The sequence below is a fragment of the Amycolatopsis sp. WAC 01375 genome, assembly GCF_003947325.1.
GTDB lineage: Bacteria > Actinomycetota > Actinomycetes > Mycobacteriales > Pseudonocardiaceae > Amycolatopsis.
The window spans coordinates 1-23,192 of sequence record NZ_QHHW01000033.1 but is presented as its reverse complement, the minus strand read 5'-3'; the positions used below and the strand labels follow the sequence as shown (position 1 = coordinate 23,192).

Genomic DNA, 23,192 nt, shown 5'->3' with positions numbered 1-23,192 from the left:
GTCAGCGGCCCGCGTGGTTCATCGCCGGCGCCGGGACGGACGCGAGCACTTCGGCCACGATGTCCGCGGGGCCGCGCAGGTTGAGCTCGGCCTCCGCAGTGAGCACGAGCCGGTGTGCGAGGACCGGGACGGCGACTTCCTTGATGTCGTCGGGAGTGACGAACTGGCGGCCTCCGGTCGCGGCGATCGCTTGCGCGGCCCGGACGAGCGCGATGCTGCCACGCGGGCTCGCACCGAACCGGACGGCGGAGTGCACTCGGGTGGCCGCGGCGATCCGGGCCGCGTACTCGCAGACGGCCTGATCGAGGTGGCCGGCGCGGACTTCGGCGATGGCGTCGAGCAGCGTCGGGATGTCGACCACGGCAGGCAGGTCGTCGGCGGAGACCCCGGCGCAGTCACCCATGATCACCATGACCTCGGATTGCAGATCCGGGTAGCCGACCGAAAGCCGCATCAGGAACCTGTCGAGCTGGGCCTCGGGCAGCCGGTAGGTGCCCTCCATCTCGATCGGGTTCTGGGTGGCGATGACGAGGAACGGCCGTGGCACCTCGTGCCCGACGGCGTCGACCGTGACCCGCCGCTCGGCCATCACCTCGAGCAGCGCGGACTGCGTTTTCGGGGTACCACGGTTGATCTCGTCGGCGACCACGATATTGGAGAAGACGCCGCCGGGATGGAACGCGAACCGCTCGTCCTTCTGGTGGTAGACGGTGACGCCGGTGATGTCGCCGGGAAGCAGGTCCGGGGTGAACTGGATCCGGCTCCAGCTGCCGCCGATACTGCGGGCGAGGCAGCGGGCCAGCGTTGTCTTGCCGAGGCCGGGCACGTCTTCGATGAGCAGGTGCCCTTCGGCGAAGAGCGCGGCCACGGCGAGCCGGACGACCTCCGGCTTGCCGCGGATCACCCCCTGGATGTTCGCCGCGATCAGTTCGAAGGCCTCCCCGGCCTTGGACTTGCTCACCTTGCCCCCTGCGAAGTCGATCCCGCCGGACCGTTCGGCTCATCATGCCACCGGCTCAGCGTAATCGGCTAGGTACAGGAAAGGGATATCCCCAGTACATCGGTGGCTTGGGGTCGTGAGTGTTTTGTGTCGTTAGAACGAATCGTGTTCCAGGTACCTACGGCGGGCGGCGTGCCGGGATCGCAGGTCCGTGAAGGGCTCCTTCCCTACTCTGAGGGTAGGGAAGGGGCCCCTCACGGCATGCTGGGCTGAGCTTGGCCCGGCGTGAGGCAGGGCGGGCAGGAACGCCATCTTGAGCCCCGGCACTACAGCGACAGCGCGTGAAGGGCCCCTTCCCCAGTACATGAAGGAGGCCTTCATGTACTTCACGCTAGAAGCGCCGCAGGCCACGCAGTAGGTACTTAAGAGGAGGCTCGCCAGAACGACACAAAACACTCACGACCATCTGAGTCTGCCTTCTCAGCCGCTGGTGGCCTTGGTGATCCCGTCGGACACGCGCTGTGCGAGCTGCTGGAACTTGGCCCACGAGTCCTGATCTTCGTCCCAGTCGTACATCGTGCGCTTGCAAATGGTCCGGTAGAACGGATGAGCGGGGTCGGCGGCCATTTCCCGCATCAAACTCGCCACCTCGACGGCGCGATCACCGAGGATGTGCACCATCCGTTCCGCGGACTCGTCGGCTTGTTCCTCCAGGTTGTCGTGGATGAACAATTCGAGCTCGTCGGAGTTGTAGTACGAGATGAACTCGTTGAGCAGCGCGTCCTGTGGGGTAGGTGTCATTGGGCTCACGGCTCCGGGTAGTAGGTGACTGGGCGCCACTCGTTCGTGCTCGGTACGTACTCGTAGCTCACAGTGGCGGTCATTTGGGGTCCTACGACGAGATCGGGAATGCGTTCGCCGTTCGCGTCCAGCACGGGGGGACTACTCGGCCCGCCGACCCGGCGCGCGACTTGCGCTGACTCGCCGAACCCCCGAAGGTCGTTCGTGGTCACACTCACCGGGTGCCGGACCGGTCTCCCGGTAACCGGATGCACATAGAGCTGTTGACCTGTCACGGGATCAGTGTAGGAAGGCACCTTGCCATCGCGGAGGTGAGCTTCGAGCTCGGTGCGCCCCCGCCCCAGCGCTTCAGCTTCTGCTTGTGCGCTGCGGAACCGGGAGGCGCGGCCGGCTTTCGCAGGCAGCCCATCCGGGGCTATGCCGGTGCGTACTCGCGTGGCCTGCTCCGCGTCCGTCGTTTGGTAGCCATGTCTGCTGTGACCGTGACCCTCCTGCGCGGCGTTCGGATGCGGGTTCTCCAGCGGTTGATCGACGTTGGCGACCGACCGCTCGGCACGCCGGCGAGATTGGTCCGCCTGCCATTGCTCCCGGGTCATGGACCGGTCGGAATCGCTGGAGCAGTCCTCGCCACCCGCGTTGTGGGTGAGAACGTCTTGGCCGCCGACGTTGACGTAGTACGTGTGCAGGCCCTCGACGGTGAGGTTGTGCACCTGCTGCCGTTGTGTCCACTCGTGCACGGCGACGACTTCCAGCAAACGGCCGTCGGGGGCGCGGAGCAGGTTGCCGCGGCCCAGGTCTTCGGCGTCGGTCCAGCGGCCGGTGTCGGCGACCCAGAACGGGTGTTCGTCAGTAGCGGTGACGGTGCCGGTGGCGTCACCCCGGTCGCCGTCGGTGTCGACGGTGATCCGTACCAGTTCCTTCAGGCCCTGGCCGGGAATGAGGTCGATCACCGGTCGGGCCTCGGTGAGGCCGGTGACGGGGTCGGTGGAGAGTACGCGGTCGCCGAGGGTGACTTGTTCGATCGGTTTGTAGGTGCCATCGGCCAGCAGGACGGGAGTGCCGGGTACGAAGCTGTTCGGCGTAAGGCACCGGGTATCCGCGTCTGCTTTGTCCCGCGCCTTTCCGGCTTCCGGCGTGCGGTCGCTCGGCCGCTGCCTGGATTCGCCGGCGTCGGACGTCCGCGACGCCGGAGTGTCGGTGTCCCGCCGGGATGTGTCGGCCGGGCGACGGGCAGGGGAATTGGTGCGGGGCAGCGTGGGCAGTTGCGTCACCGGGTTCGGGAGCACCCTGCTAGCGCGCCGATCGCCATCGTTCGGTGAGCGGGAAGCTGTCCCGGATGCGGTCGTGCCCGCTTCGGAGCCTTGAGTGCCGGCCGACGGTGCACTGTCGGCTCGATCGGGCGGATTCTGTTGGTTCGGTGTCCCAGTGACACTGTCCGGGCGGGTAGGGGGGCTTGCCGTCGCCGATTCCTTGCCGGACTCACTGTCCGGGCGCGGCCTGGCGATGGTGCCCACATCGGGTCCCCGCCCTCCGGACAACGCCTCGGTCGCGTTGAGCGCTCTCTTGCTGACGCCGACACCGGGGATGAACATGGTGCCGATGTCGACCGCCGCCCGGCCGGCGACACGTTCCGGCTTGTCGCTGTTCCAGTCCTCCTTGTAAGGACGGATGACTTCTTCCACCACTTTGCCGGGATCTCGCACTACCGCGGCGACCGCCTCACCGCGTTCCTTGATGCGTTTGTCGGCCGCGCGCCACTCCTCACTGTCCGGATCAGCCTCGGACCACGTCGTGGCGTCCTGGTTCGCCCGAATGAAGCCTCCGACAGCGGCCGGAACCGACTCCAAACCCTCCACGATGGTTTCCCGGGCCTCGTCGAGCACGTTGCCGGCGACATGGTCCTTCGGGTCCTTATCCTTACCGACCTTCATCAGTTTGCGTAGGTCTACTGGTTGGCCTGTGCCGCCTTTGCCGCCTACGGGAATGCTGCGGCGTGGTGCGGGGTTTTCTCTTGGTTTTTCTGTCTTGGGTTCTTCGGTTTTGCGTTGTGCTTGTTCGGCTTGTCGTCGTTTGTCCGAGTTTTTGCCGTTTTCCCGTATTTTGCGTAGGTCTACTGGTTGGCCTGTGCCGCCTTTGCCGCCTACGGGAATGCTGCGGCGTGGTGCGGGGTTTTCTCTTGGTTTTTCTGTCTTGGGTTCTTCGGTTTTGCGTTGTGCTTGTTCGGCTTGTCGTCGTTTGTCCGAGTTCTTGCCGATTTCTCGTATTTTGCGTAGGTCTACTGGTTGGCCTGTGCCGCCTTTGCCGCCTACGGGAACAGTGCGGCGTGGTGCGGGGTTCTCCCTCGGCTTCTCCGCCTTGGGTTCCTCGGCTTTCCGCTGCGCCTGCTCAGCCTCCCGCCGTTGGCCCGAACCTTTGGCAAGCTCGCGCACCTTGTGCAGGTCAACGGGGGCGCCCGAGCCACCTTTACCACCTGCGGCGGGAGCCGCCTCGGATTGTTGTGCGGCAGCGAGAACAAAGAGAACTGACAACGCTCCGCCTGACAGGCCATACAGTATCGACCTGGTCAGTGGGCGTCCTGCGGTTTCCATCGGACCTCCTATTCTCGGCGCGCTTCGCGCCGCTGCACCCAATGGGAATTCGACTGCGCATTCGGTCAATGCCGAGGTTGGTCGAAGCGGGCGCACTTCTGCGCGTCGGGAGTGGTAATGACGGTCAGAATCGTCATTACCACTCCCGATCCCCCTCTCCGAGACCTTCGCGATCCTCGGCTCAATGCTTCCGGTCGTAGATTTCTTCGGCCAATGAATGGCCCATCAGGCCGCCGAAGACGCCCGCCGCCACACCGACCACCAAGCCCATCGGTGACGCCACCACTACGCCCGCCGCGATGCCGAAGACCAACGAGCCCGTAGCGCCGCCGAGGCCGGTGTATGCGCCCAAGCTCAGCGGTTCGGTTTCGCTTGCGGGGTATTCCGCTTCATCTTCTGGGCAGGGCTCGAACTCGTCGAGAGGAGGTGGTGGCGCGTCTTCGCGCTCCCAGACGTCCTGCGGGATCACGATGTACCGGGTGGGTTCCAGCGTGGCGGTCATCGCGTCACCAGGCGTTGGCGGAGACGGTGCCGTTGGTCGACGTCGCGCTGGACCACGAAGAAGCGCCGTTGCCCGACGAGCTCGCCGTCTTCGTGACCGTGTTGCCCGACTTGTGCGTGGACTTCGAGGTCGTCTTTCCCTTCGTGCGAAGGGCCTCCAGGCGCTTCGCCAGATCGCCGGGGAGGTCGGCCTTCTTGATCCGGTCGTGCCTGGCCTTGTGGTCGTGGCAAGGTTTCTTGCCCGACGTCGGCTTCATCGACTCGCGCAGGTTCCTCAGGTCCTTTTCGGACTGTGCGAGCCGCTTCTTGGCGTCACGCAACGTCTTTTCGACGTTCTTGACGGTCTTGCGCGCGTCGTCGACGGCCTTGATCGCGGTGTCGAGTTTCGGCGTGGCAGGGGCGATGGTCAGCTTCACCGGAGACACCGTCGGAGCCTTGGCCGCCGCCTGCACCACGAACCGTTTCTGCTGAGGCGCCTGTCGCACCTTCTTCACCTGCGGCTTCGACAACGCGACCGGTACGGTCGCGCGATGGGCCGCAGCGGGCTTGACGTGATGCACAGGCTTGGGCGCGGCCGGCTGTGCGGGCGCCGTGTGTGCCTTCGGCAAGACGTTCACCGGCTTTGGCGCGACCGGCGCGGTCCCGGGCACAGGCGCCGGCGCGGGAACCGGCGCCGGTGCCGGTGCGGGGGCAGGGGCCGCACTGTCGGTCGAGCTGTCCACCAACGCGTTCGCCGTCGTCGCGCCGATCGCGGCGGTCGCCAGTCCGGCCACCCCGTAGACGGCCGCGCGCCGCAGATTCCGCTTCATGTTCGCCTCCTTTGGTCATGGGCGAGGGGAAACCACCGCCGCAGCGGCAAGAGTGACCCACCGGGGTCCATGACGAATACATCCGCGGTACATCGGGCGGAGGCGGCAATAACCGGACATGCTCGCCGTCGACGGCCCGCGGATGACAGACTGGGGACGATGGAAGACGACGAGCTGGTGCCGCTGGGCGAGGGCCCGTCCGCCACCGTGCTGGCCGGGATGGACGAGATGACCGGCGAGGCCTTCGCGCTCAAGGTGTATCCCGGTCGCGTCGACCGTCGCACCCGCGGTGAGCTGGAGAAGGAACTCTCCGCGTTGGACTCGCTGAGCGAGCTCGGCACGGTCCTCATCCCCGCCGAGGCGAAGGAACTGCCCGACGGCCGGTTCGCCGTCCGGATGGAACTCTGCACGCAATCGCTGGCCGAACTCGTCGGGACATTCGGGCCGCTTTCCATCCAGGACGTGCTTTCCCTGGGCGAAGCACTCGCGACGACGCTGGCCGCGGCGCACCAGGCGGGCGTCGTCCACGGTGGGATGACGCCCGGCAACGTCCTCTTCCGCGCGTCCGGTGCACCGGTGATGGCGGACTTCGGGCTCGCGCTGCGGCAGTCGTTCCCCGGCGATTCCGACGTCGGATTCCTCGCGCCGGAAACGATCACCGACGGCACCCGCGACGAACGTACCGATCTCTACGGCCTCGGCGCCCTGTTGTACTTCGCGCTCACCGGCCGTTCCCCTGTGCGGGAAGAGCCGGGCGACACCGTGGACGAGCTGACCCTGCGCGTGCTCAGCGGGCAGGCGGCGCCGATCGATCGGCCCGGCCTCCCCGCCGGTCTGGGCCCGCTTGTGGCCTCACTGCTGGCACGTGACCCCGGTGCCCGCCCGATCGACGCCACCCTGGTCGCCACCCGGCTCGGCGCGACGCCCGGCACCGCGGCCACTCCGCGCCCCCTTGGCGCGCCGATCCTCGACTATGGCCCGGAGCACGCGAAATCCCGCCGCAGGGGGAAAACCCGGCTGATCGCCGGCGTCGCGGCCGGGGCCGTCGTCCTCGCCGCGGCGGTGGTTTTCGTGCTGCAGAACCGGCCGCGTGAGCTGAGCGTGCCGCCCGCGAGCGCCGACGCCGGGTCCAGCGCGCCCGCCACGACCGTCAATCCCGTGCGGCTCGACCTCGCCGATCCCGTCGATCACGGCAAGTACGTCCAACTCTCCTGGCGCAGCACCGAATCCACGCTGCACTACGCCGTCATCGTCGCGGGCGTGGATCTGCCACGGAAGACTCACTACGTCGAGAGCGGCACGGCGTACCGGGTCGATGTCGAGCCCGGACGGCAGTACTGCTTCGTCGTCCAGGCGACCGACGGCGTGCACTCCTACGAAAGCGAGAGCAAGGGCGTTCGCGGCGCCCGCTGCGTTCGCTAGCTAGCCCGACTTCCAGGTGATGACGTTGGACTTCACACCGGTGTCGGTGACCACCCACACCTGGTTGCCGACCTGACCGAAGTCGAACGCCTCGAAGGTGAGGTTCCCGCTGGCCGGGATGTCGCACCCGCGGCCCTCGTTGCTGTAGTCCGGATCGCTCGACCACGGCCTGACCTTGACGCGGGTGCCGGGGGTGAAGCCCTTCATCACCACGCGGATCTTGGCGCACGCCGGCGCCTCGCACGTCTCGTCGTAGGTCCCGGTCTTGCCGCGGCTGATGGTGATCGTCGGCTTCGGCCCCGCGGGCGGGGAGACCCTCGTCGTGGCCGGGGCGCCTCGTCCCGCGCGGTTCTCCGCCGTGACCGCGATCGTGTACGTCACGCCGTCGCGCAGGTTCGGGATCGACGTCGACCGAGCGCCACCGCCGAGCGCGGCCGAACCCGCGCCCGATCCGGACGACGGCGTCCACGACACTCGGTATCCCGTCACCGCCGCGCCGTTCGGTGCCGCCGCACCCCAGGTGACGCTCGCCGTCGTGCCCGCCAAGGTGGCGCGGAGACCGCTGGGAAGGCCGGGTGGGCTCGCTGCCAGCGCCTTGGGGGACGTCGCGGGTGGCTGCGGTTTCGGTTTCGGCTGCGACTGTGGCCGGTCGCCTCCGTTCCCCCGCTGCGGGGGGAGCTGGACCGTCGACGACGGCGGCACCGTCGTCGGCTGGGGGACCGGCGGCTTGTCGGCGGTCACCGCGACCTTCGCGACCGTGCCCTCCGGATCGACCACCAGGACGTGGTTGCCTTGCGCGCCTTCGATGTAGACCCGTTTGTCCTCGCCGCGCGAGAGCTTCGGCGACCCGTTCTCCGGTGGGATCGGCATCGAGTGCCGCGGCAGGCCGTCCGGGGAGTAGGTGACCACGGTGTTGCGGGTCAGATCGAGCAGGACGACAGCGGACGACGAAGCGGTCGGTCGCGAGTACTGGCCATCGGACAGGTCGATGGTCTTGGGAGGGCCGGGATCGCGCCCGGCGCTCAGGCCGCTCGCGTCGAGGAGGTACAGCTTGCGCAAGCCCGGCTCGAGGACCGCGATCCGTCCGGCCGCGTCGGCTGAGGCGATTTGCGCGCCCGCGCTGAACGACGCGTTCAAGGGCAGCGGCTTTCCGAGCCCGGCTTCGGTGACGGTCTGCAGGGTGCTCGCCGTGGTATCGACGAACGCCGGGGTGTCACCGACGACGGTCAGCGCACCGGTATGCCCGCGGGCGGCCTGCACGGTGCACCCGACGGCGCCGGCGCCCTTTGCCAGCCGGCACAGCTTCCCATCGCCCGTGCGCTGCAGCCAGACCGTGCCATCCGAGGTGGCGACCGGATCGCCGAGGGAGCCGCCCGTGTCGATCGACGTGAAGGCGTCGCCGAGCCGGACGACGCGCCCGGCCTCGCGGAAGACGAGGTAGGGCCCGCCCGCGGTTTCGAGCAGGAACGGCCGCTCCCCGGTCACCGGCTGGTCCACCGTGCGGCTCACCGTGAGATCGGACTTGCCGAACTCGATGATCCGCCGCTGGCCGACCACGTAGGCGCTCGTGTCGCCCTGGACCACGTCGGAGCCGGGTTCGAGACCCGGCACGGCGGCCTGGGCATCCACGCTCCGGTTGGCGCCGTTGACGAGGAAGACCAAGCCGAGAGCGGGGCTGGCGACCCAATGGCCGGCTTGCGTGAGCCCCAAGCCGGGGACGGGTTTCACCGCTCCGGTGGCGACGGCGACGACGAGGGCCACGCAGGTCGCAGCCAGCACAGTGAGCGGCAGCCGCCGCTTGAATCCCCTCTCCGGCACCGTCCGATCATAGAAGAACGAGGTACAGAATGGAGCCGCTCGGATACATTTCGCGGTCAGGGCCCTTCCGGCAGCTTCAGTTCGAAGATCGCGCCGCCCTCCTCGGCGTTGTAGACGCGCAGCCTGCCGCCGTGCGCGAGCGCGACCCACCGCACGATCGACAGGCCGAGCCCGCTCGACCCGCCGCCGCTGGTGAACCGGTCGAACTTCTCCTCCGCGACGGACGAGTCGATCCCCGGTCCGCTGTCGGCGACGGTCACCTGACCACCGGCGACGGTGACGTGCACGATGGCCTCGTAGCCGGGACGCCGTCCGTAGCGCAGCGCGTTGTCGAGCAGGTTGGCCACCGCGCGCTGGACCAGTGTCGGGTCGGCGGAGACAGTCGACGGCGCCGCCACCAGCGTCACTTGCGCGCCCTCGGCCGGCGTCTCCGCCACGACGCTCGCGACGAGCTGGTCCAGCCGCACCGGCTGGATGGCCAGCGATTCGACTCCGGCGGCCAGCCGTGCACGCACGAGCAGGCCGTCGATGATGCCGCCCATCCGCGCGGCGAGCCGGACGGTCCGTGGCAGCAGTTCGTCGCTCTCGGCGGGGTTGCGCAGCGCCGCTTCGGCCAACGCGCGCAGCGCCGCGACCGGTGTGCGGAGGTCGTGCGCGGTCTCGGCGAGCAGAACCTCCTGTTGCTGCAGCGCGGTGGTCGCGGGCCGGATCGCGCGTCCGGACAGCACGTGCCCGGTCACGCCGATCGCACCCAGCAGGAGCACACATCCGCCGATGACCAGCAGTTTCAGCTGGTCATGCGCGGCGAGGGCGTCTCGCGCGTCGACGACCGCGACGATGGCGCCCGACTCCTGGTTGTTGCGGTTGCGGAACGGCTCGACGCCGACGCGGACCATCTCGCCCGCGGTTCCGCTGCTGTAGCCGTTGAGCACGGCCCCGTTCCGCACCGACAGGTCGGCGAAAGTCTGTAGTCGCTTGGCGTCGACCGGCACGCAGGTCCGGCCGCTCGTGTAGGGCGGGAACCCGCCCGCGCCGCTGGGCAGGATCACGAACTGCGGGCATTGCCGGTTCACTTCGTCCTGGCCGACGTAGGCGGTGGTGATGGTGTCACCCTCGCCCATGATCAGCCGTTTGACCGGTGCGGTGACGCGTACGAGCTCGCTGTCCAGTTGGACTTCGCGCTGCTTCAGGTCGGCGCTCACGGCGAGCCAGGCGAAGACGATCAGCCCGGCGGCGTTCAGCCCGGTGAACAGCCAGGTGAGCAGCCACCGCAGGCGGCGGAGGCGATCGGCCGCGGAGCCCTTCACCGGTCCGCGATCCGGTAGCCGCGGCCGCGGACGGTGTGGATGACCTCGGGCTCGCCGAGCCGCACCCGCAGGCGCCGGATCACCACGTCGACCACGTTGGACATCGGATCGGTGCTCATGTCCCAGCAGTGCTCGATCAGCTCGTCACGTCCAACAGCCTGATCCGGGCGGGAAAGCAGGTACTCCAGCACCGCGAACTCCTTGTCGCTCAAGGTGAGCAGCGTGCGGCCGCGACGCACCTGCCGCCGGGCGCAGTCCATTTCGAGGTCCTCGTGGCGCAGCACCGACGGCCGTCCGGCGCCCGCGCGGCGGTAGAGCGCGTGGACACGGGCGCTCATCTCGGCCACCGCGAACGGCTTCACCAGATAGTCGTCGCCGCCGTGCTCGAACCCGGCGACCCGGTCGGCGAGGCTGTCGCGCGCGGTCAGGAACAGCACCGGTACCGCCCAGCCCTCCTGACGGCGGCGGTGGACGTATTCGATCGAATCGCCGTCGGGCAGCATCCGATCGAATACCGCACACGCGAACCCGCCCGCGGCCAGCTCGGCGTCGGCCTGTGCCAGGTCACCGGCCTCGAGGACGGGCAGGCCGCTCCCGTGCAGCTCGGCGGTGATCGCCACACGGAGGTCTTCGTCGTCTTCCACGACCAGCACGCGCGCCGTCGGCCCGCTTGGCCCGGTTGGCCCTGTTGGCTCTGTTGTCATCGGAACCTCAGGTACATGGCGCGATCGTAGGGAGACACGAAGCGAGGGGGTGCGAGCATGGTGCTCTTCCAGGTCCTGGGGCCACTCGAGGTGCGTGGCCGCGACGGAGTCACGGGGCGGCCCGCCGGCGGAAAGCCCGCCACTGTGCTGGCCGCGCTCCTGACGCAGCCTAACGCGTGGGTCGCGGTGGACCGGCTGATCGAGAACACATGGCCGGAACAGGCCGCGCCGGCTTCGGCCGAAGCGAACTTGAAGACGTACATGTGGCAGCTGCGGCGGCTGTTGCCGGAACACGACGCCGGCCCCCGCATCGAAGGGCGGGCCGGGGCCTATCGGCTGCACGTCGGCCCTGGTGAGCTGGACGCCGATTGTGCCGCGGCTCTTGCCTGCGATGCCGCGCAGGCACTGGCCGCGGGGACGCCGGGAACCGCGTTGACACTGGTAGAGCAGGGTTTGCGGTTGTGGCGAGGGCGGCCGTTCGAGGGGTTGGACGTACTTGCCGACGACGCCGTCGAGCGGCTCGACGAGTTGCACCGGCAGCTGCGGGAATCGCTTGCCGAGGCCCAGTTCGGGCTCGGGCGGACGGCCGACGCGGTAGCCACGCTGCAGGCATTGACCGTGGACGACCCGCTGCGAGAGGACGTCTGGGCGCGGCTGATGCGGGCGGAACACGCGAGGGGACGGCCGGCGCAGGCACTGGCCACGTTCCACCGGGCGCGGCGGCTCCTGGCCGCCGAACTGGGGGTGCGCCCGGGACCCGAGCTGATGAAGGCGTTCCAGGCGGTGCACGGTTCCGGGGCACCGGACCGGCCGCGACGGGAGCTGCCGCGGGCGGTCGAGCCGCTGGTGGGCCGGGAGCGGGAGCTCGTGGTCCTGGACCGGGCACTGACCGGGTGCGCGCCCGCGGTCGTCGTCACCGGTGCGGCGGGGATGGGAAAGACAGCGCTCGCGGTGGCCGCGGCCCATCGGGTCAGCGAACGCTTTCCCGACGGCCAGTTCTTCGTCGATCTGCACGGCGGATCCCGGCCACTGGCCATCGCGGCGGTGCTGGAGCGGTTGTTGCGCGGCCTCGGGTTCCCGCCCGCGCTGATCCCGGCCGATGCGGACGAACGAGCCGCGCTGTGGCGCTCGGAGCTGGCCGGGCGGCGGGTGCTGGTGGTCTTCGACGACGCCGCGGCCCGTGGCCAGGTGGCGGCACTACTGCCCGCGACCGGCCGCAGCGCCGCCATCGTCACGACGCGCGTGCGGGACTTCTCGCTCGCCGGGGCCATGACCGTCCACTTGGGACCTAAGCGGGCTTCGGCCAGGCAGCTGGAGCGAGTGGCATGAACACCGTCCACTATGGACTCGACCGGTCGCGTCCCGCCCCACCGGGCGGACGGGCGACGCGTGCGGACATGACGCTTTCGACGGCGATCCGTGAGGTGCTCGTCCTGGTGGCGATGGCCGGGCCGCAGCCGATGCTCCACACCGAGGACCTCGACAACCTGCGGCGCGGCGTGCGCTACCGGGTACTCGTGCCGATCGAGGCGAGGAACCTCCCGGAGGCGGCCATGCGGCTGGACATGTTCGCCTCCCGAGGCGCCGAAATCCGCGCCGTGCCGTCCGTCCCGATGACCGCGATGGTCGTTGACGGCACGCTCGCGTTGCTTCCAGGGGGCCGGTGCGGTGAGCTCACCGAGTTCCGAGCGCCCAGCGTGGTGATGGTCGTGGCCGAGTTGTTCGAACGATTGTGGCGGCCCTCCGGAACGCCTTGCGGCGCCTCGACGCCACGCACCCCCGATCCGTCGTATGCCGGGTCGGGGCCGACCCGGCGCGAGTTGGACCTGCTGACGCTGCTGATGAACGGTTACACCGACGAGTCCGCCGCGGCCCGTCTCGGTATCTCCGAACGGACCGTGCGGAGGATGGTGGCCGATCTGATGAGCCGGCTCAGCGCGCGCAGCCGCTTCCAGGCCGGTGCGAAGGCCGCGGACCGCGGTTGGTTGATAGAGCTCGCCGGGTGATCGCGCTACGGTCGTCTGGTGCGTGTACTGGTCACCGAGGACGACGAGGATCTCCGGTTAGCCGTCGAGGCTTCACTTCGAGGCTCCGGGTTCGCCGTCGACGTCGCCAAGGACCTCCCTGACGCCGACGAGGCCCTGAGTGTCAATGCCTACGACTGCGTCGTGCTCGACCGGATGCTGCCGGCCGGGGACTCCCTCGGCTACGTCGGCGAACGCCGCCGGGACGGCTGGGAGGTCCCGGTGCTGTTCCTGACCGCGCGCGACACGGTCGCCGACAGGATCGCCGGGCTGGCTTTGGCCGACGACTACTTGGTCAAGCCCTTCGCGATGGCCGAACTGATCGCGCGAGTACGCAGCCTGTGCCGCCGTGGCGACTCAGGAGCGGCGCCGGTGCTGGTGTTCCTCGACCTCGAACTGGACATCGGCAGGCACGAGGCGCGACGAGGTGGCGTCACGTTGACGTTGACCGGTAAGGAGTTCGCGGTCCTGCACCGGCTGGTGGTCTCGGCGGGCGAGCCGGTCCGGCGACGCGACCTGACCGATGCGGGCTGGGACGAACTGGTGCCCCCGACGCCCAACGCGCTCGAAGTGCTGATCGCGCAGCTGCGGCACAAGCTCGGACCGCCGCCCGTGATTCACACCGTGCGGGGGGTCGGGTACGTCCTGCGTGAGTGATCACTTCCGGCCCGGGCGACGCGGGCCTTCGGTCCGGTCATGTCCGCCCTCGATTCCGGTGATCTGTTGAGGGGTATGGCAAAGGTGGCGGGTTGCGAAAGCCACTTCGGCAACCTTCAACGTTGCGAAGGCCACTTTCGCGACACGGCCGGTTCCAGGGACCGACACCGGCGGGTGGTGAAGGGCGGACCTTCGGCAGGGGCAGTATGGCGGCTCGCGTTTTCGGAGCACTTTCATCGCGACGAAAGTGCTGACTCCCACCTTAGCGTCGTGGTCCGGCCTGGTCTGTCAGGTGTTCGCTGGACTCCCAAGGCTCTCCCGAGCGGTTAGGTTCATGTCTGTCAACGGACGGGGGCCCGGTAGCAACTCCGATTCCGATGACGTCTGCCCATCGGAAGTCTTGTGTGCGAACACAATTCGTCTGTCCACAGCTTGAAGAGGGGATATCCATGTCCAAGATCGGGAGAATTCTGGTCTCGTCCGCGGCGTCCGCCGTGATGGCGGGAACGGCGATGTTCGGCCTGCTCGCCGCGCCCGCCCAGGCCGCGGAAACGGCCGCGTCGAGCGAGATCGGCATCGCCTCCTCCGACGACGGTGCCTGCACGGCGAAGAAAACGGTCGGAAACGCGCGGAACAAGGGAGATGTCTTCCACTCCTACGCCAAGACCTCCGTGTTCAAGCACAACCACGTCGGCATCTACTACACGACGAAGACGATCGTCGAGGCGCCCGGTAAGGGCAGCACGAGCCGGTCCGTCACGGCGTCCACGCTGAAAAAGTGCGGCCCCATCTACAAGATGTCCGTCAACGCCAAGCAGTCCAGCCGGGACAAGGCAGCCAACCACGCCTACAACAAGTTCCGCGGTCTGGCCTACGACATGGACTTCGCGAACAACAAGTACAACAACAACGGGAAGCTGAACTGCTCCGAGCTGGTGTGGAAGGCCTACAAGGATTCCGTCGACATCGACCTGGACGAGAACGGCGGGCTGGGCGTCTACCCCGACAACATCAAGGATGACGGCAGCACCGTGGTTTACCAGACCATCAAGTAACGACGTTTCGATGAACGGTGCGGCCTGCCGGGTGCGGGTCGCACCGCCCACCGTCTGAGAGGATTCGGCCCGGTGCGCCTCCCCCGACTCGTCGCGCTCGCCGCCTGCGCACTTCTGGCCGTGACGGCCTGTACATCACCGGATGGCGGAGCAGAGGTGAACATCACCGATCCCGATGTGGTGAAGCTCGGCGAAACCGTCGTCGCGTTCTACCTCAGCCCGGACACCTCGGTCGACAACCCGCCGGAAAAGCGGCAGCCTGCCTATCTCGTCCTGGTGCGGGCCGACGGAAGCAACCAGCTGATCGAGACCAGCGGCATGGCCGAGTCGCATATCGCGTGGTCGGAGACCGGGCTGTTCTTCAGCGACGACACCCGCGACTACATCCTCGGCAAGGACGGTCTGGTCCGCTTCGAGAACAAGAAGGCAGGGCATCAGCAGTCGGCTTTCGCTTTGCCCGGCGACAAGGGTTTCGTCTCGGTCTACAATGAAGGCTTCTCCGAATCCGGCTACACCAATCAGGTGGCCGTCACCACTTCGACCGGTTCCCGGCTCTACCGGGTCGAAGGAAACTACTTCATGAACGCGCTTTGCGGCGGTGTCCTCAATGGAATCGCCACCGACGGTGGAGCTCATTTCGCGGATTCGGCCAAGATTCCCGGCATGCGCTCGAAGGCCGATCCCGGTGCGCAGCCGGAGCTGCTTTCCCAGCTGTACCCGGCAACCGAAGGCCGGGAAAAGGTTCTCGCCTGGCGAGGAGCCTTCGACGCGGGAGACCACAACCGTCACGTGCCCTGTCACGACGGTGTCATCACGTTCCTTTCCGATTACGCCGACGCCGACGGCAAGCCCCGGATCACCATCGTTTCGTGGAATACCGGCAACGGTCAGTACGCCGAACAGCCCCTGGTCGACGCCGAGGGACGCCCCGTCACCGAGAAACTGGTCGACCCCGAGACGTTCTCCCAGAAGACTTACGACGCCAAAGCCGTGCGGGAAGGCCACCTCGAATGGCTCGCCGCCGACGGCCGGATCATGAGTACCGAAATCGCCTCCGGGGTCACCGCGCCGCGGTTCGACACCGGGTTCACCTCGGACAGCGATTCGTCCAGCCAGGCGATCTTCACGGACCGGTCGATCAACCTGACGCAGGAGACGTTCGACGGCGAGACCCCCATCAAGATCAAGCGGTTCGATCGCGTCACCGGGAAGCTGATCACCGAAATCACCGTGCCCGGAATAGCGGAACGGTTCGGCATCCGGTTCAACCTGCGCGGTATGGCCGTTCCGCCTCTTTCCTGAGTCAGCTGCCCGAGGGTGGGTCAGCCATCGACACCACTCGGTCGAGCGTCGGATCGAACCCGAGGACCGGGTGGGCTTGGCTTCCGCCTTCCGGCGTCATGAGCACCGGCTTGCGCAGTTCCCGCCCGATCTCCGCGAGGAACCCGCAGAGGGTGTCGACGCCGGCCTGCCCCCGCAGTCCCGCAGATCGATGTCGAAGTCGATCTCCTCGGCCGACGTGAGGCGGGGGCGACGCGGTGGCGCCTTGACGAAATTCCCACCGCCAACCGCGTGTCTCGACCAGATCGAAGACCGACTGCCAGTCCTCTGCGGAGGCAGCCGGGACGAACACGTCGGGGAGCGCCCCCATCTGATCCGGGTCGAAGAAGCTTCTGACCTCGTCCCAGCGAAGACCTTGTATGCGGTGATGGTGCCCCACCAAAGCCGTCACTTCTTTCGTGGCATCAGGCGAGCAGTCCGCGTAATGCGGTCGGCGTGTGTCCCAGGTGTGCGCGCACGGTTCGGCACAGGTGGGCTTGGTCGGCGAAGCCGAGGTCGGCGGCGAGTACGGCGAGGCTGGTGTCGCCGTTCTCCAGCCGGTCCAGCGCGCGGCCCACGCGGACCCGGTTGCGGTAATGAGTCAGCGACACTCCCAGTTCGCGGGTGAAGACCCGGCTCAACCGGTACGGCGAGACACCCAGCAGGGCGGCGAGCGGGATCAGGCCTGCCGCGGCGGGATGGCCGTCGCCGATCACACCTCGGGCTTGGGCCACCAGCGCCTGGTCGCCGGCGCTTGCCCGGTCGACGGCCGGGATGGTCGTGGCCACGACTTGGCTGACGATCGTGGCCACCAGGCCGACCAGGCCCTCGGCCGCCGCATAGCCGGTGTCGGCGGCGCGGGTGGCGGCCAGGAGCCGTCGATGGGCGAGGTCGAGCGCGCCGTCCACGTACAGCGACGAGCGCTCCAGCACTGGCGTGTCGCCGGCCAGGGTGCGCCAGAGCACGGGTTTCAGGCTGATCGAGGTGCACCGGTCGCCGCCCGCGGGATGGGAGAAGTGTTCCTCCTCGCCGGGTATCCCGAGGTAGCCGACGGTGTGGTCGAGGTCCGTGCCGACACCGCGGACCCGGCGGCGGAATCCGCCGTGGCGCACGAGTACGAGCCGCACGTCGTCGCGCGGCCGTTCGATCGACCAGCCGCGGTGATCGTCCCGGCAGTCGACCGTCGCGACGGCGAACTCCGGGCGGGTGGCGAGATCGACGAAGGAGAGCACTCGCCGACGTTAGGTGGAGGGTCCGACAGTTTCCGCAAGGATCTTCAAGACCTGTGGGGCCGGTACGGGACAGGCTTGAGCGCATCCGACCGAGGGAGAACGGACATGGCGTCCATCAGCAAGGAAATCGTGATCGAGTCCGGTGCCGACGACGTGTGGGAGGTGATCGGCGACTTCGGCGCTGGGCCCTCGCGGATGGCACCGGGGTTCGCGCTGGACACCAAGGCGGAGACCGACCACCGGGTCGTCACCTTCGCCGACGGCACGGTGGTCCGGGAAAGGCGGGTCACCGTCGATAACGACACGCGCCGGATCGTCTACTCGGTCGTCGGTGGCAGCGTTCGACCGGAGCACGACAGCGCCTCCATGCAGGTCTTCGCCGACGGCGAGCGGCGGTGCCGGTTGGTGTGGACGCGCGACGTGCTCCCCGACGAGCTGGCCGCGCCGATGGCCGAGGCGATGTCCCGTGGTCTGGATGTCATCAAGCGGACCCTTGACGGCGCCCACGATCAGCACGGCCTTCCGCACTGAGACAGCGGCGATGGCGGCGATCGTCGCGTCGATCAACCGCCCGATCGTTTCCCGGTGACAAAGCGGATAACGGCCGGTCGGCCGCGGTTGACAACTTGAAGACCGGTCGGTCTTCATCTCTTGAAAGTCCGCGGTCGATCGGTTCCCCTTGGGCGCCTGCCCGGTCCCGACTCACCGTGGAGCTGCCGTATGTCCGTTCCCTTTCGCCGTGGCCTGATCGCCACCGTCGCCGCGACGCTGGTCGCGGTGGCGCTCAACGCGCCGTCGGCCGTCGCCGACACGACTTCGGTCTACAGCCCGGTTTCGCCGTTGCCCGCGGGGCAGAACGGTGACGTGCTCAAGTCGCAGCCCTCGAACTACAACGGCGCGAAGGCCACCCGCGTCCAGTATCTGTCGCGGGACAACAAGAACAAGCAGGTCGCGGTCAGCGGCACGGTCCTGGTGCCGAACGCCGCGTGGAGCGGGCCCGGGGAACGGCCGATCGTGGCCTACGCGCCGTTCACCTTCGGCATGGGTCCACAGTGCGCGCCCTCGAAAACGCTGGCGGGCGAGGGCTCGCAGGACATGGTGTCCGGTTTCCAGGGTAGTTTCGTCAACGCGTTGCTCGGCGCCGGGTTCGCGGTGGCGCAGACCGATTACCTCGGGCCGTGGGTCGAAGGCAGTGGTGAGCATCCGTACGTGAACCGGCTGTCCGAAGCGCACACCGTGCTGGACGTGATCCGCGCGGCGCAGCGGCTGCCGGGAGGCGGTTTGCCTGCCAACGGCCCGGTGGGCATCGCCGGCTATTCCGAAGGCGGCAGTGCTGCCGCGGCGGCGGCGGAGCTGGCGTCCACCTACGCGCCCGAGCTGAACGTCAAGGGCGTCTACTCCGGTGCGCCGCCCGCGGACAAGGCCGCGCTGGCCAAGTCGCTGGACGGCGGCATGTACGTCGGGTTCCTCGGCTACGCGCTGATCGGCATCAACCAGGCCTACCCCGAAGCCAGGATGATGGATCTGGCCAACCCGGCGGGCGCACAGCTGTTCCTGGAGGCCCGGCAGACCTGCACGATGGACTCGATCTTCAAGTTCATGGGCAAGCAGACGAGTTCGCTGACCAAGAGCGGCCAGCCGGTCTCTTCGTTCCTTTCCCAGCCGCCGTTCGACGCGATCGTCGCGGAGAACAGGATCGGGACCGTCAAGCCCGCCATGCCGGTCATGGTGGAGCAGAGCCCGATGGACGACGTCATCCCCGCCGCCGTCGGCAAGCAGATGGCGAAGGACTGGTGCGGCAAGGGCGCCAACGTCCAGTGGAAGGACCTCGCGACCTTGGCTCCGTTCTTCTCCCACGCCCTGGGCATGATGACCGCTCCCGGCGACGCCACCGAGTGGCTCAAGAGCGTGTTCAACGGACAGGCGGGCAACGGGAACTGCGGCCGCTTCTGATCCGGAGTCCTTGACATGCACCCGTGCGGCTGCCTAATCTAGACAGGCAGCCGCACGGCTGCATATCAGGGAGAGCGGCATGGACGAGGTCTTCAAGGCGCTGGCGGACGCCAGCCGTCGCCGGCTGCTCGACGACCTGAACGCGCGCGACGGGCAGACCCTGCGCGAGCTGTGCGCGGGGCTGGACATGGCGCGGCAGTCGGTCAGCAAGCATCTGGCCGTACTGGAAGCGGCCAACCTGGTGACCACGGTCCGCCGCGGCCGAGAGAAGTTGCATTACGTGAACGCGGAGCCGATCAACGCGATCGCCGAACGCTGGATCGACCGGTACCACCAGGGCCGGGTCGACGCGCTCGCCGACCTCAAGAAGGCATTGGAGCAGCAACCCATGAGCACCGACGAATTCGTGTACACCAGCTACATCAGGACGACGCCGGAGCGGCTTTGGCGGGCGCTCACCGATCCGGTCTTCACCAAGCAGTACTGGGGCTGTGAGTTCACTTCGGACTGGAAGCCCGGGTCGACGATGGCGTGGGAGCAGCTCGGCGTGAAGCTGGAAGACCCCGAACAGGTCATCCTCGAGTCCGACCCGTACCGGCGGCTGTCCTACACGTGGCACACCTTCACCCCGGAGTTCGCCAAGTCGGTCGGCCTCGACGACGACGTGTCGGCGAAGCTCCAGGCCGAGTCGCGGTCGAAGGTCACGTTCGACCTCGAACCCGTCGGCGACACGGTGAAGCTGACCGTCGTGCACGACGGTTTCGACCAGGGCAGCACCGCGCTGGAGATGGTCAAGGGCGGCTGGCCGTCGATCCTGTCGAGCCTCAAGACGCTGCTCGAGACCGGTGAGCCGTTGCCCGAACCCGCGTAACCCGTTCGACGGAACCGCCGTGATCGGGCACGATGCGCGACGTGCCCTTGGAGATCGCCTGTGACGAGTCCGGGTCCGAGGGCGAGAAGCTGATCGGCGGGCAGACCGACGTCTTCGCGCACGCCGGGGTCCGGCTGAGCCCCGAAGAGGCCGCGGCCTGCCTGGCCGAACTGCGGCGCAGGATCCGCTCGCCCGCGCTCGAGTACAAGGCCAACCACCTCCTCCGCACGAAGCACCGGCGGGTCCTCGAATGGTTCCTCGGCCCGCGCGGCCCGGTCCACGGGCGTGCGCACGTGTACCTCGTGGACAAGAAACTGCTGCTGGCGAACGAACTCCGCGCACTCGTCGGCCTCCAGGTCCGGCCGGACGACGAACTCCTCGCCGCCTTCAACGACGTGCTGAGGACCAGGAACCGCCGGGATCCGGCGACAGGGTCGTTCTTCGCGATGGTCGGGGACACCGCGGAACTGCGGGCGAAGGTCGCCGAGGCGCGTGACGCCAAGCCCCTCGATCCGCTGGTGCCCGCGATCCTCCGCGCCGTCGAGTACTGGAGCGCGGGCGGGGAACGGGTGTTCCTCGTCCACGACGAACAACCGTCGCTCAAGGGTGAACGGCTCGCCCGGATCGAGTCGAGCCCGGGTTCGGCCGGGGTGAGGTTCGTGGATTCGCGGACCGATCCGCGGGTGCAGGCCGCCGATTTCCTGGTCGGCGTCGCCCGCCGGATCGCCGAGGACGAATTGAACGGGAACGGTGACCGGGTATTGAGCGGATTGCTCGCGCCGTATGTCGATTCGGCGTCCATCTGGGACTGATTCACTCCATGGCACACCGAATCCCTCGGGTGGTCGTTGCCCGGAACCGCCGCGGGCTGGAAACGTCGGGGCATATCCGACACCCGCGGGAGGCCGTCGCCGATGCAGGCTTTCACCTTGCCCGAGTTCTACGTGCCGCATCCGGCCAGGATGAATCCGCACCTCGAAGCGGCGCGAACGCACAGTATGGCGTGGGCCAGGCAAAGGGGCATGCTCGATTCACCCGCCCCGTCCGGTGACGTCGTCTGGACCGAGCAGGCGCTGGCGAAAATGGATTACGCGCTGCTCTGCGCGCACACCCATCCGGACTGTGACGGGCCGTCCCTCGATCTGGTCACGGACTGGTACGTCTGGGTGTTCTTCTTCGACGACGATTTCCTCGCGCAATTCAAGTACACCCGGAACACCGAGGGCGCGAAAGCATATTTGGACCGGCTGGAACTGTTCATGACCGGACCGGGGGAAACCTCTCCGGAACCGGAAAATCCCGCCGAAGCCGGGCTCAAGGATCTTTGGGCGCGCACCATTCCCTCGATGTCGGAAGCCTGGCGGCGGCGTTTCGTCACCAGCACGCACAACCTCATGGTCGAATCGCTCTGGGAACTGGACAACATCGACCGCGGCCGGATCGCGAATCCCATCGAATACATCCAGATGCGCCGTCGCGTCGGCGGCGCGCCATGGTCGGCGAACCTGATCGAGTACGCCGTCGGCGCCGAAGTGCCGGACGAGATCGCGGCGACCAGGCCGATGGAGATCCTGCGCGACACCTTCGCCGACGCCGTCCACCTTCGCAACGATCTCTTTTCCTACCAACGAGAAGTGCGCGAAGAGGGGGAGAACTCCAACGCCGTCCTCGTCTTCGAGAAGTTCCTCGGCTGGCCGACGCAGGAGGCCGCCGAACTCACCAACGACCTGCTGACCTCGCGGCTGCAGCAGTTCGAGAACACCGCTCTCGTCGAAGTGCCCGCGCTGCTGGCCGAACGCGACGTGTCACTGGCCGAACAGGTCGGGGTCGGCCTGTATGTCAAAGGCCTGCAGGACTGGCAGTCCGGCGGTCACGAATGGCACGCGCGGTCGAGCCGGTACATGAACGAGGGCCCGGTGTCCGGTGCCAACGGGCCGAGCGGGCTCGGCACCGGATCGCTGCGGCTCTCGCCGGGAAGGCTGGGGCTGGTCCAGCGGGTGCGGCAGCAGGCGCCGCCGCCGTTCGCGAAGGTGGGGCATCTGCCGCTGCCGGAATTCCGCATGCCGTACCCCGTGCGCACCAGCCCGCATCTCGCCGCGGCCCGCGAGTACGCGCCGGGCTGGGCGCGGGAGATGGGGATGTTCGAGGAAGGCGGGATCTGGGACGAGCGCCGGATGCACGGCATCGACCTGCCGCACTGCGCCGCGATGATCCACGCGGACTCGGATCTCGACCAGCTCAAGCTGTCGTCGGACTGGCTGACCTGGGGCACCTACGGCGACGACTACTTCCCGGTCGTCTTCGGGATGAGAAGGGACCCTGTCGCGGCGAAACTGTGCAATGACCGCCTTTCCCTTTTCATGCCGCTCGACGGCGAGCCGGTGCCGAAGCCGTCGAACCCGGTCGAGCGTGGCCTCGAGGACCTGTGGGCCCGCACCGCCGGACCGCTGACCCCGCCCGCGCGGGCCGAGTTCCGGCAGGCGATCGAGAGGATGACCGCGAGCTGGGTCTGGGAGGTGGCGAACCAGGCGCAGAACCGCGTCCCCGACCCGGTCGACTACGTGGAGATGCGGCGGCGGACGTTCGGTTCGGATCTGACGAAGAGCCTCGCCCGGCTCCGGCTCGGCGACGTCGTACCGCCGGAGATCTACCAGAACAGGGTGCTGTTCGAACTCGACACCGCCGCCCAGGACTACGCGACCTTCGCCAACGACCTCTTCTCCTATCAGAAGGAGATCGAATACGAGGGCGAGGTGCACAACCTCGTCTACGTCGTCGAGCGTTTCCTGGAGGTCGACCGGATCGAGGCCCGCGACATCGCCGCCCGGCTGATGAACGCGCGGATGGACCAGTTCGAGCAGCTCGCCGACGAGGACCTGCCGCGGATGTGCGACGACCTCGCGCTCGACGACGACGCCCGCGCGGTGCTGACCAGGTACGCGGACAACATGAAGGACTGGATGGCCGGCATCCTGGAATGGCACCGGAAATGCGTGCGGTACACGCCTGAGGAGCTGGAACGCCTCAGCACCCCCGAGCCGCCGAAGTTCTCGCTCGAGCCGAGCGGGATCGGCATGTCGGCCTGGCGGATCGGGAGCGGGTCGGGTTGGTCGTGAGTGGCGATTCGGGTTAGAACCCGAATCGCCACTCACGACCCCGTGGCGAGGCCCGTCGGCACGCCACCTGCACG

20 protein-coding genes are annotated in these 23,192 nt (G+C 68.0%); 11 read left to right on the top strand and 9 right to left on the bottom strand.

Features of this window, described 5'->3' with window-relative positions:
• Position 1: 1 nt before the first annotated feature.
• The 5 genes from DL991_RS21165 to DL991_RS42655 form a co-directional block, all read right to left on the bottom strand.
• Positions 2–961, bottom strand: coding sequence for a MoxR family ATPase (locus tag DL991_RS21165; RefSeq protein WP_125786078.1), 960 nt, complete (start codon positions 959–961; stop codon positions 2–4).
• A 459-nt stretch (positions 962–1,420) separates the two neighbouring features.
• A complete protein-coding gene (locus DL991_RS21160; RefSeq protein ID WP_125786077.1) occupies positions 1,421–1,741 on the bottom strand; it encodes a hypothetical protein in 321 nt (106 codons plus the stop codon).
• A 5-nt stretch (positions 1,742–1,746) separates the two neighbouring features.
• Positions 1,747–4,329, bottom strand: a complete 2,583-nt coding sequence (locus tag DL991_RS21155; RefSeq protein ID WP_125786076.1) for a Hint domain-containing protein — start codon at positions 4,327–4,329, stop codon at positions 1,747–1,749.
• A gap of 181 nt (positions 4,330–4,510) precedes the next feature.
• Positions 4,511–4,831: a hypothetical protein gene (locus tag DL991_RS21150; RefSeq protein WP_125786075.1), complete on the bottom strand. Its 321-nt coding sequence runs from the start codon at positions 4,829–4,831 to the stop codon at positions 4,511–4,513.
• Positions 4,832–4,835: 4 nt separating this feature from the next.
• Positions 4,836–5,639: a hypothetical protein gene (locus DL991_RS42655; RefSeq protein WP_158634439.1), complete on the bottom strand. Its 804-nt coding sequence runs from the start codon at positions 5,637–5,639 to the stop codon at positions 4,836–4,838.
• Between the two features lie 159 nt (positions 5,640–5,798).
• On the opposite strand from DL991_RS42655, the gene DL991_RS21135 reads away from it, so the two are divergent.
• Positions 5,799–7,061: a protein kinase gene (locus tag DL991_RS21135; protein ID WP_125786072.1), complete on the top strand. Its 1,263-nt coding sequence runs from the start codon at positions 5,799–5,801 to the stop codon at positions 7,059–7,061.
• On the opposite strand, the gene DL991_RS21130 is transcribed toward DL991_RS21135, so the two are convergent.
• From DL991_RS21130 to DL991_RS21120, 3 genes are read right to left on the bottom strand one after another with little or no spacing between them, the layout of a single operon-like run.
• Entirely contained in the window at positions 7,062–8,879 is a 1,818-nt protein-coding gene (locus DL991_RS21130) for a fibronectin type III domain-containing protein (protein WP_125786071.1), read from the bottom strand.
• Positions 8,880–8,935: 56 nt separating this feature from the next.
• The gene (locus DL991_RS21125) at positions 8,936–10,186 is read right to left on the bottom strand and encodes a sensor histidine kinase KdpD (RefSeq protein ID WP_125786070.1); all 1,251 of its coding nucleotides are present in this window, start codon (positions 10,184–10,186) and stop codon (positions 8,936–8,938) included.
• Positions 10,183–10,890 (bottom strand): response regulator transcription factor, encoded by a 708-nt coding sequence (locus tag DL991_RS21120; protein ID WP_199754021.1) that lies wholly within the window; start codon positions 10,888–10,890, stop codon positions 10,183–10,185. The genes DL991_RS21125 and DL991_RS21120 overlap by 4 nt, the downstream gene beginning before the upstream one ends.
• Positions 10,891–10,947: 57 nt before the next feature.
• On the opposite strand from DL991_RS21120, the gene DL991_RS21115 reads away from it, so the two are divergent.
• From DL991_RS21115 to DL991_RS21095, 5 genes are all read left to right on the top strand, one after another.
• A complete protein-coding gene (locus DL991_RS21115) occupies positions 10,948–12,219 on the top strand; it encodes a BTAD domain-containing putative transcriptional regulator (RefSeq protein WP_125786069.1) in 1,272 nt (423 codons plus the stop codon).
• Complete coding sequence (locus DL991_RS21110) at positions 12,216–12,896, top strand: helix-turn-helix transcriptional regulator (RefSeq protein ID WP_125786068.1); 681 nt, start codon at positions 12,216–12,218, stop codon at positions 12,894–12,896. Before DL991_RS21115 ends, DL991_RS21110 begins: the two co-directional genes overlap by 4 nt.
• An 18-nt stretch (positions 12,897–12,914) precedes the next feature.
• Positions 12,915–13,571, top strand: a complete 657-nt coding sequence (locus tag DL991_RS21105) for a response regulator transcription factor (RefSeq protein WP_125786067.1) — start codon at positions 12,915–12,917, stop codon at positions 13,569–13,571.
• 449 nt (positions 13,572–14,020) lie between these two features.
• Positions 14,021–14,626, top strand: a complete 606-nt coding sequence (locus tag DL991_RS21100; protein WP_158632688.1) for a YiiX/YebB-like N1pC/P60 family cysteine hydrolase — start codon at positions 14,021–14,023, stop codon at positions 14,624–14,626.
• Positions 14,627–14,698: 72 nt separating this feature from the next.
• Positions 14,699–15,928, top strand: a complete 1,230-nt coding sequence (locus tag DL991_RS21095) for a hypothetical protein (RefSeq protein ID WP_125786065.1) — start codon at positions 14,699–14,701, stop codon at positions 15,926–15,928.
• Positions 15,929–16,371: 443 nt separating this feature from the next.
• Here DL991_RS21095 and DL991_RS21085 read toward each other — a convergent pair whose 3' ends face one another.
• Positions 16,372–17,178, bottom strand: coding sequence for a helix-turn-helix domain-containing protein (locus tag DL991_RS21085; protein WP_125786064.1), 807 nt, complete (start codon positions 17,176–17,178; stop codon positions 16,372–16,374).
• 105 nt (positions 17,179–17,283) lie between these two features.
• Between DL991_RS21085 and DL991_RS21080 the strand changes: the two genes are divergently transcribed.
• From DL991_RS21080 to DL991_RS21060, 5 genes are all read left to right on the top strand, one after another.
• The gene (locus DL991_RS21080) at positions 17,284–17,709 is read left to right on the top strand and encodes an SRPBCC family protein (RefSeq protein WP_125786063.1); all 426 of its coding nucleotides are present in this window, start codon (positions 17,284–17,286) and stop codon (positions 17,707–17,709) included.
• A gap of 189 nt (positions 17,710–17,898) precedes the next feature.
• Entirely contained in the window at positions 17,899–19,131 is a 1,233-nt protein-coding gene (locus DL991_RS21075; protein WP_125786062.1) for a lipase family protein, read from the top strand.
• A 79-nt stretch (positions 19,132–19,210) separates the two neighbouring features.
• Positions 19,211–20,002 carry a metalloregulator ArsR/SmtB family transcription factor gene (locus tag DL991_RS21070; RefSeq protein WP_125786061.1) on the top strand — a complete coding sequence of 264 codons (792 nt, stop codon included), beginning with the start codon at positions 19,211–19,213 and terminating at the stop codon, positions 20,000–20,002.
• 32 nt (positions 20,003–20,034) lie between these two features.
• Positions 20,035–20,814, top strand: coding sequence for a DUF3800 domain-containing protein (locus DL991_RS21065; protein WP_125786060.1), 780 nt, complete (start codon positions 20,035–20,037; stop codon positions 20,812–20,814).
• A gap of 102 nt (positions 20,815–20,916) precedes the next feature.
• Positions 20,917–23,118 (top strand): germacradienol/geosmin synthase, encoded by a 2,202-nt coding sequence (locus DL991_RS21060; protein WP_125786059.1) that lies wholly within the window; start codon positions 20,917–20,919, stop codon positions 23,116–23,118.
• Positions 23,119–23,192 lie beyond the last annotated feature (74 nt).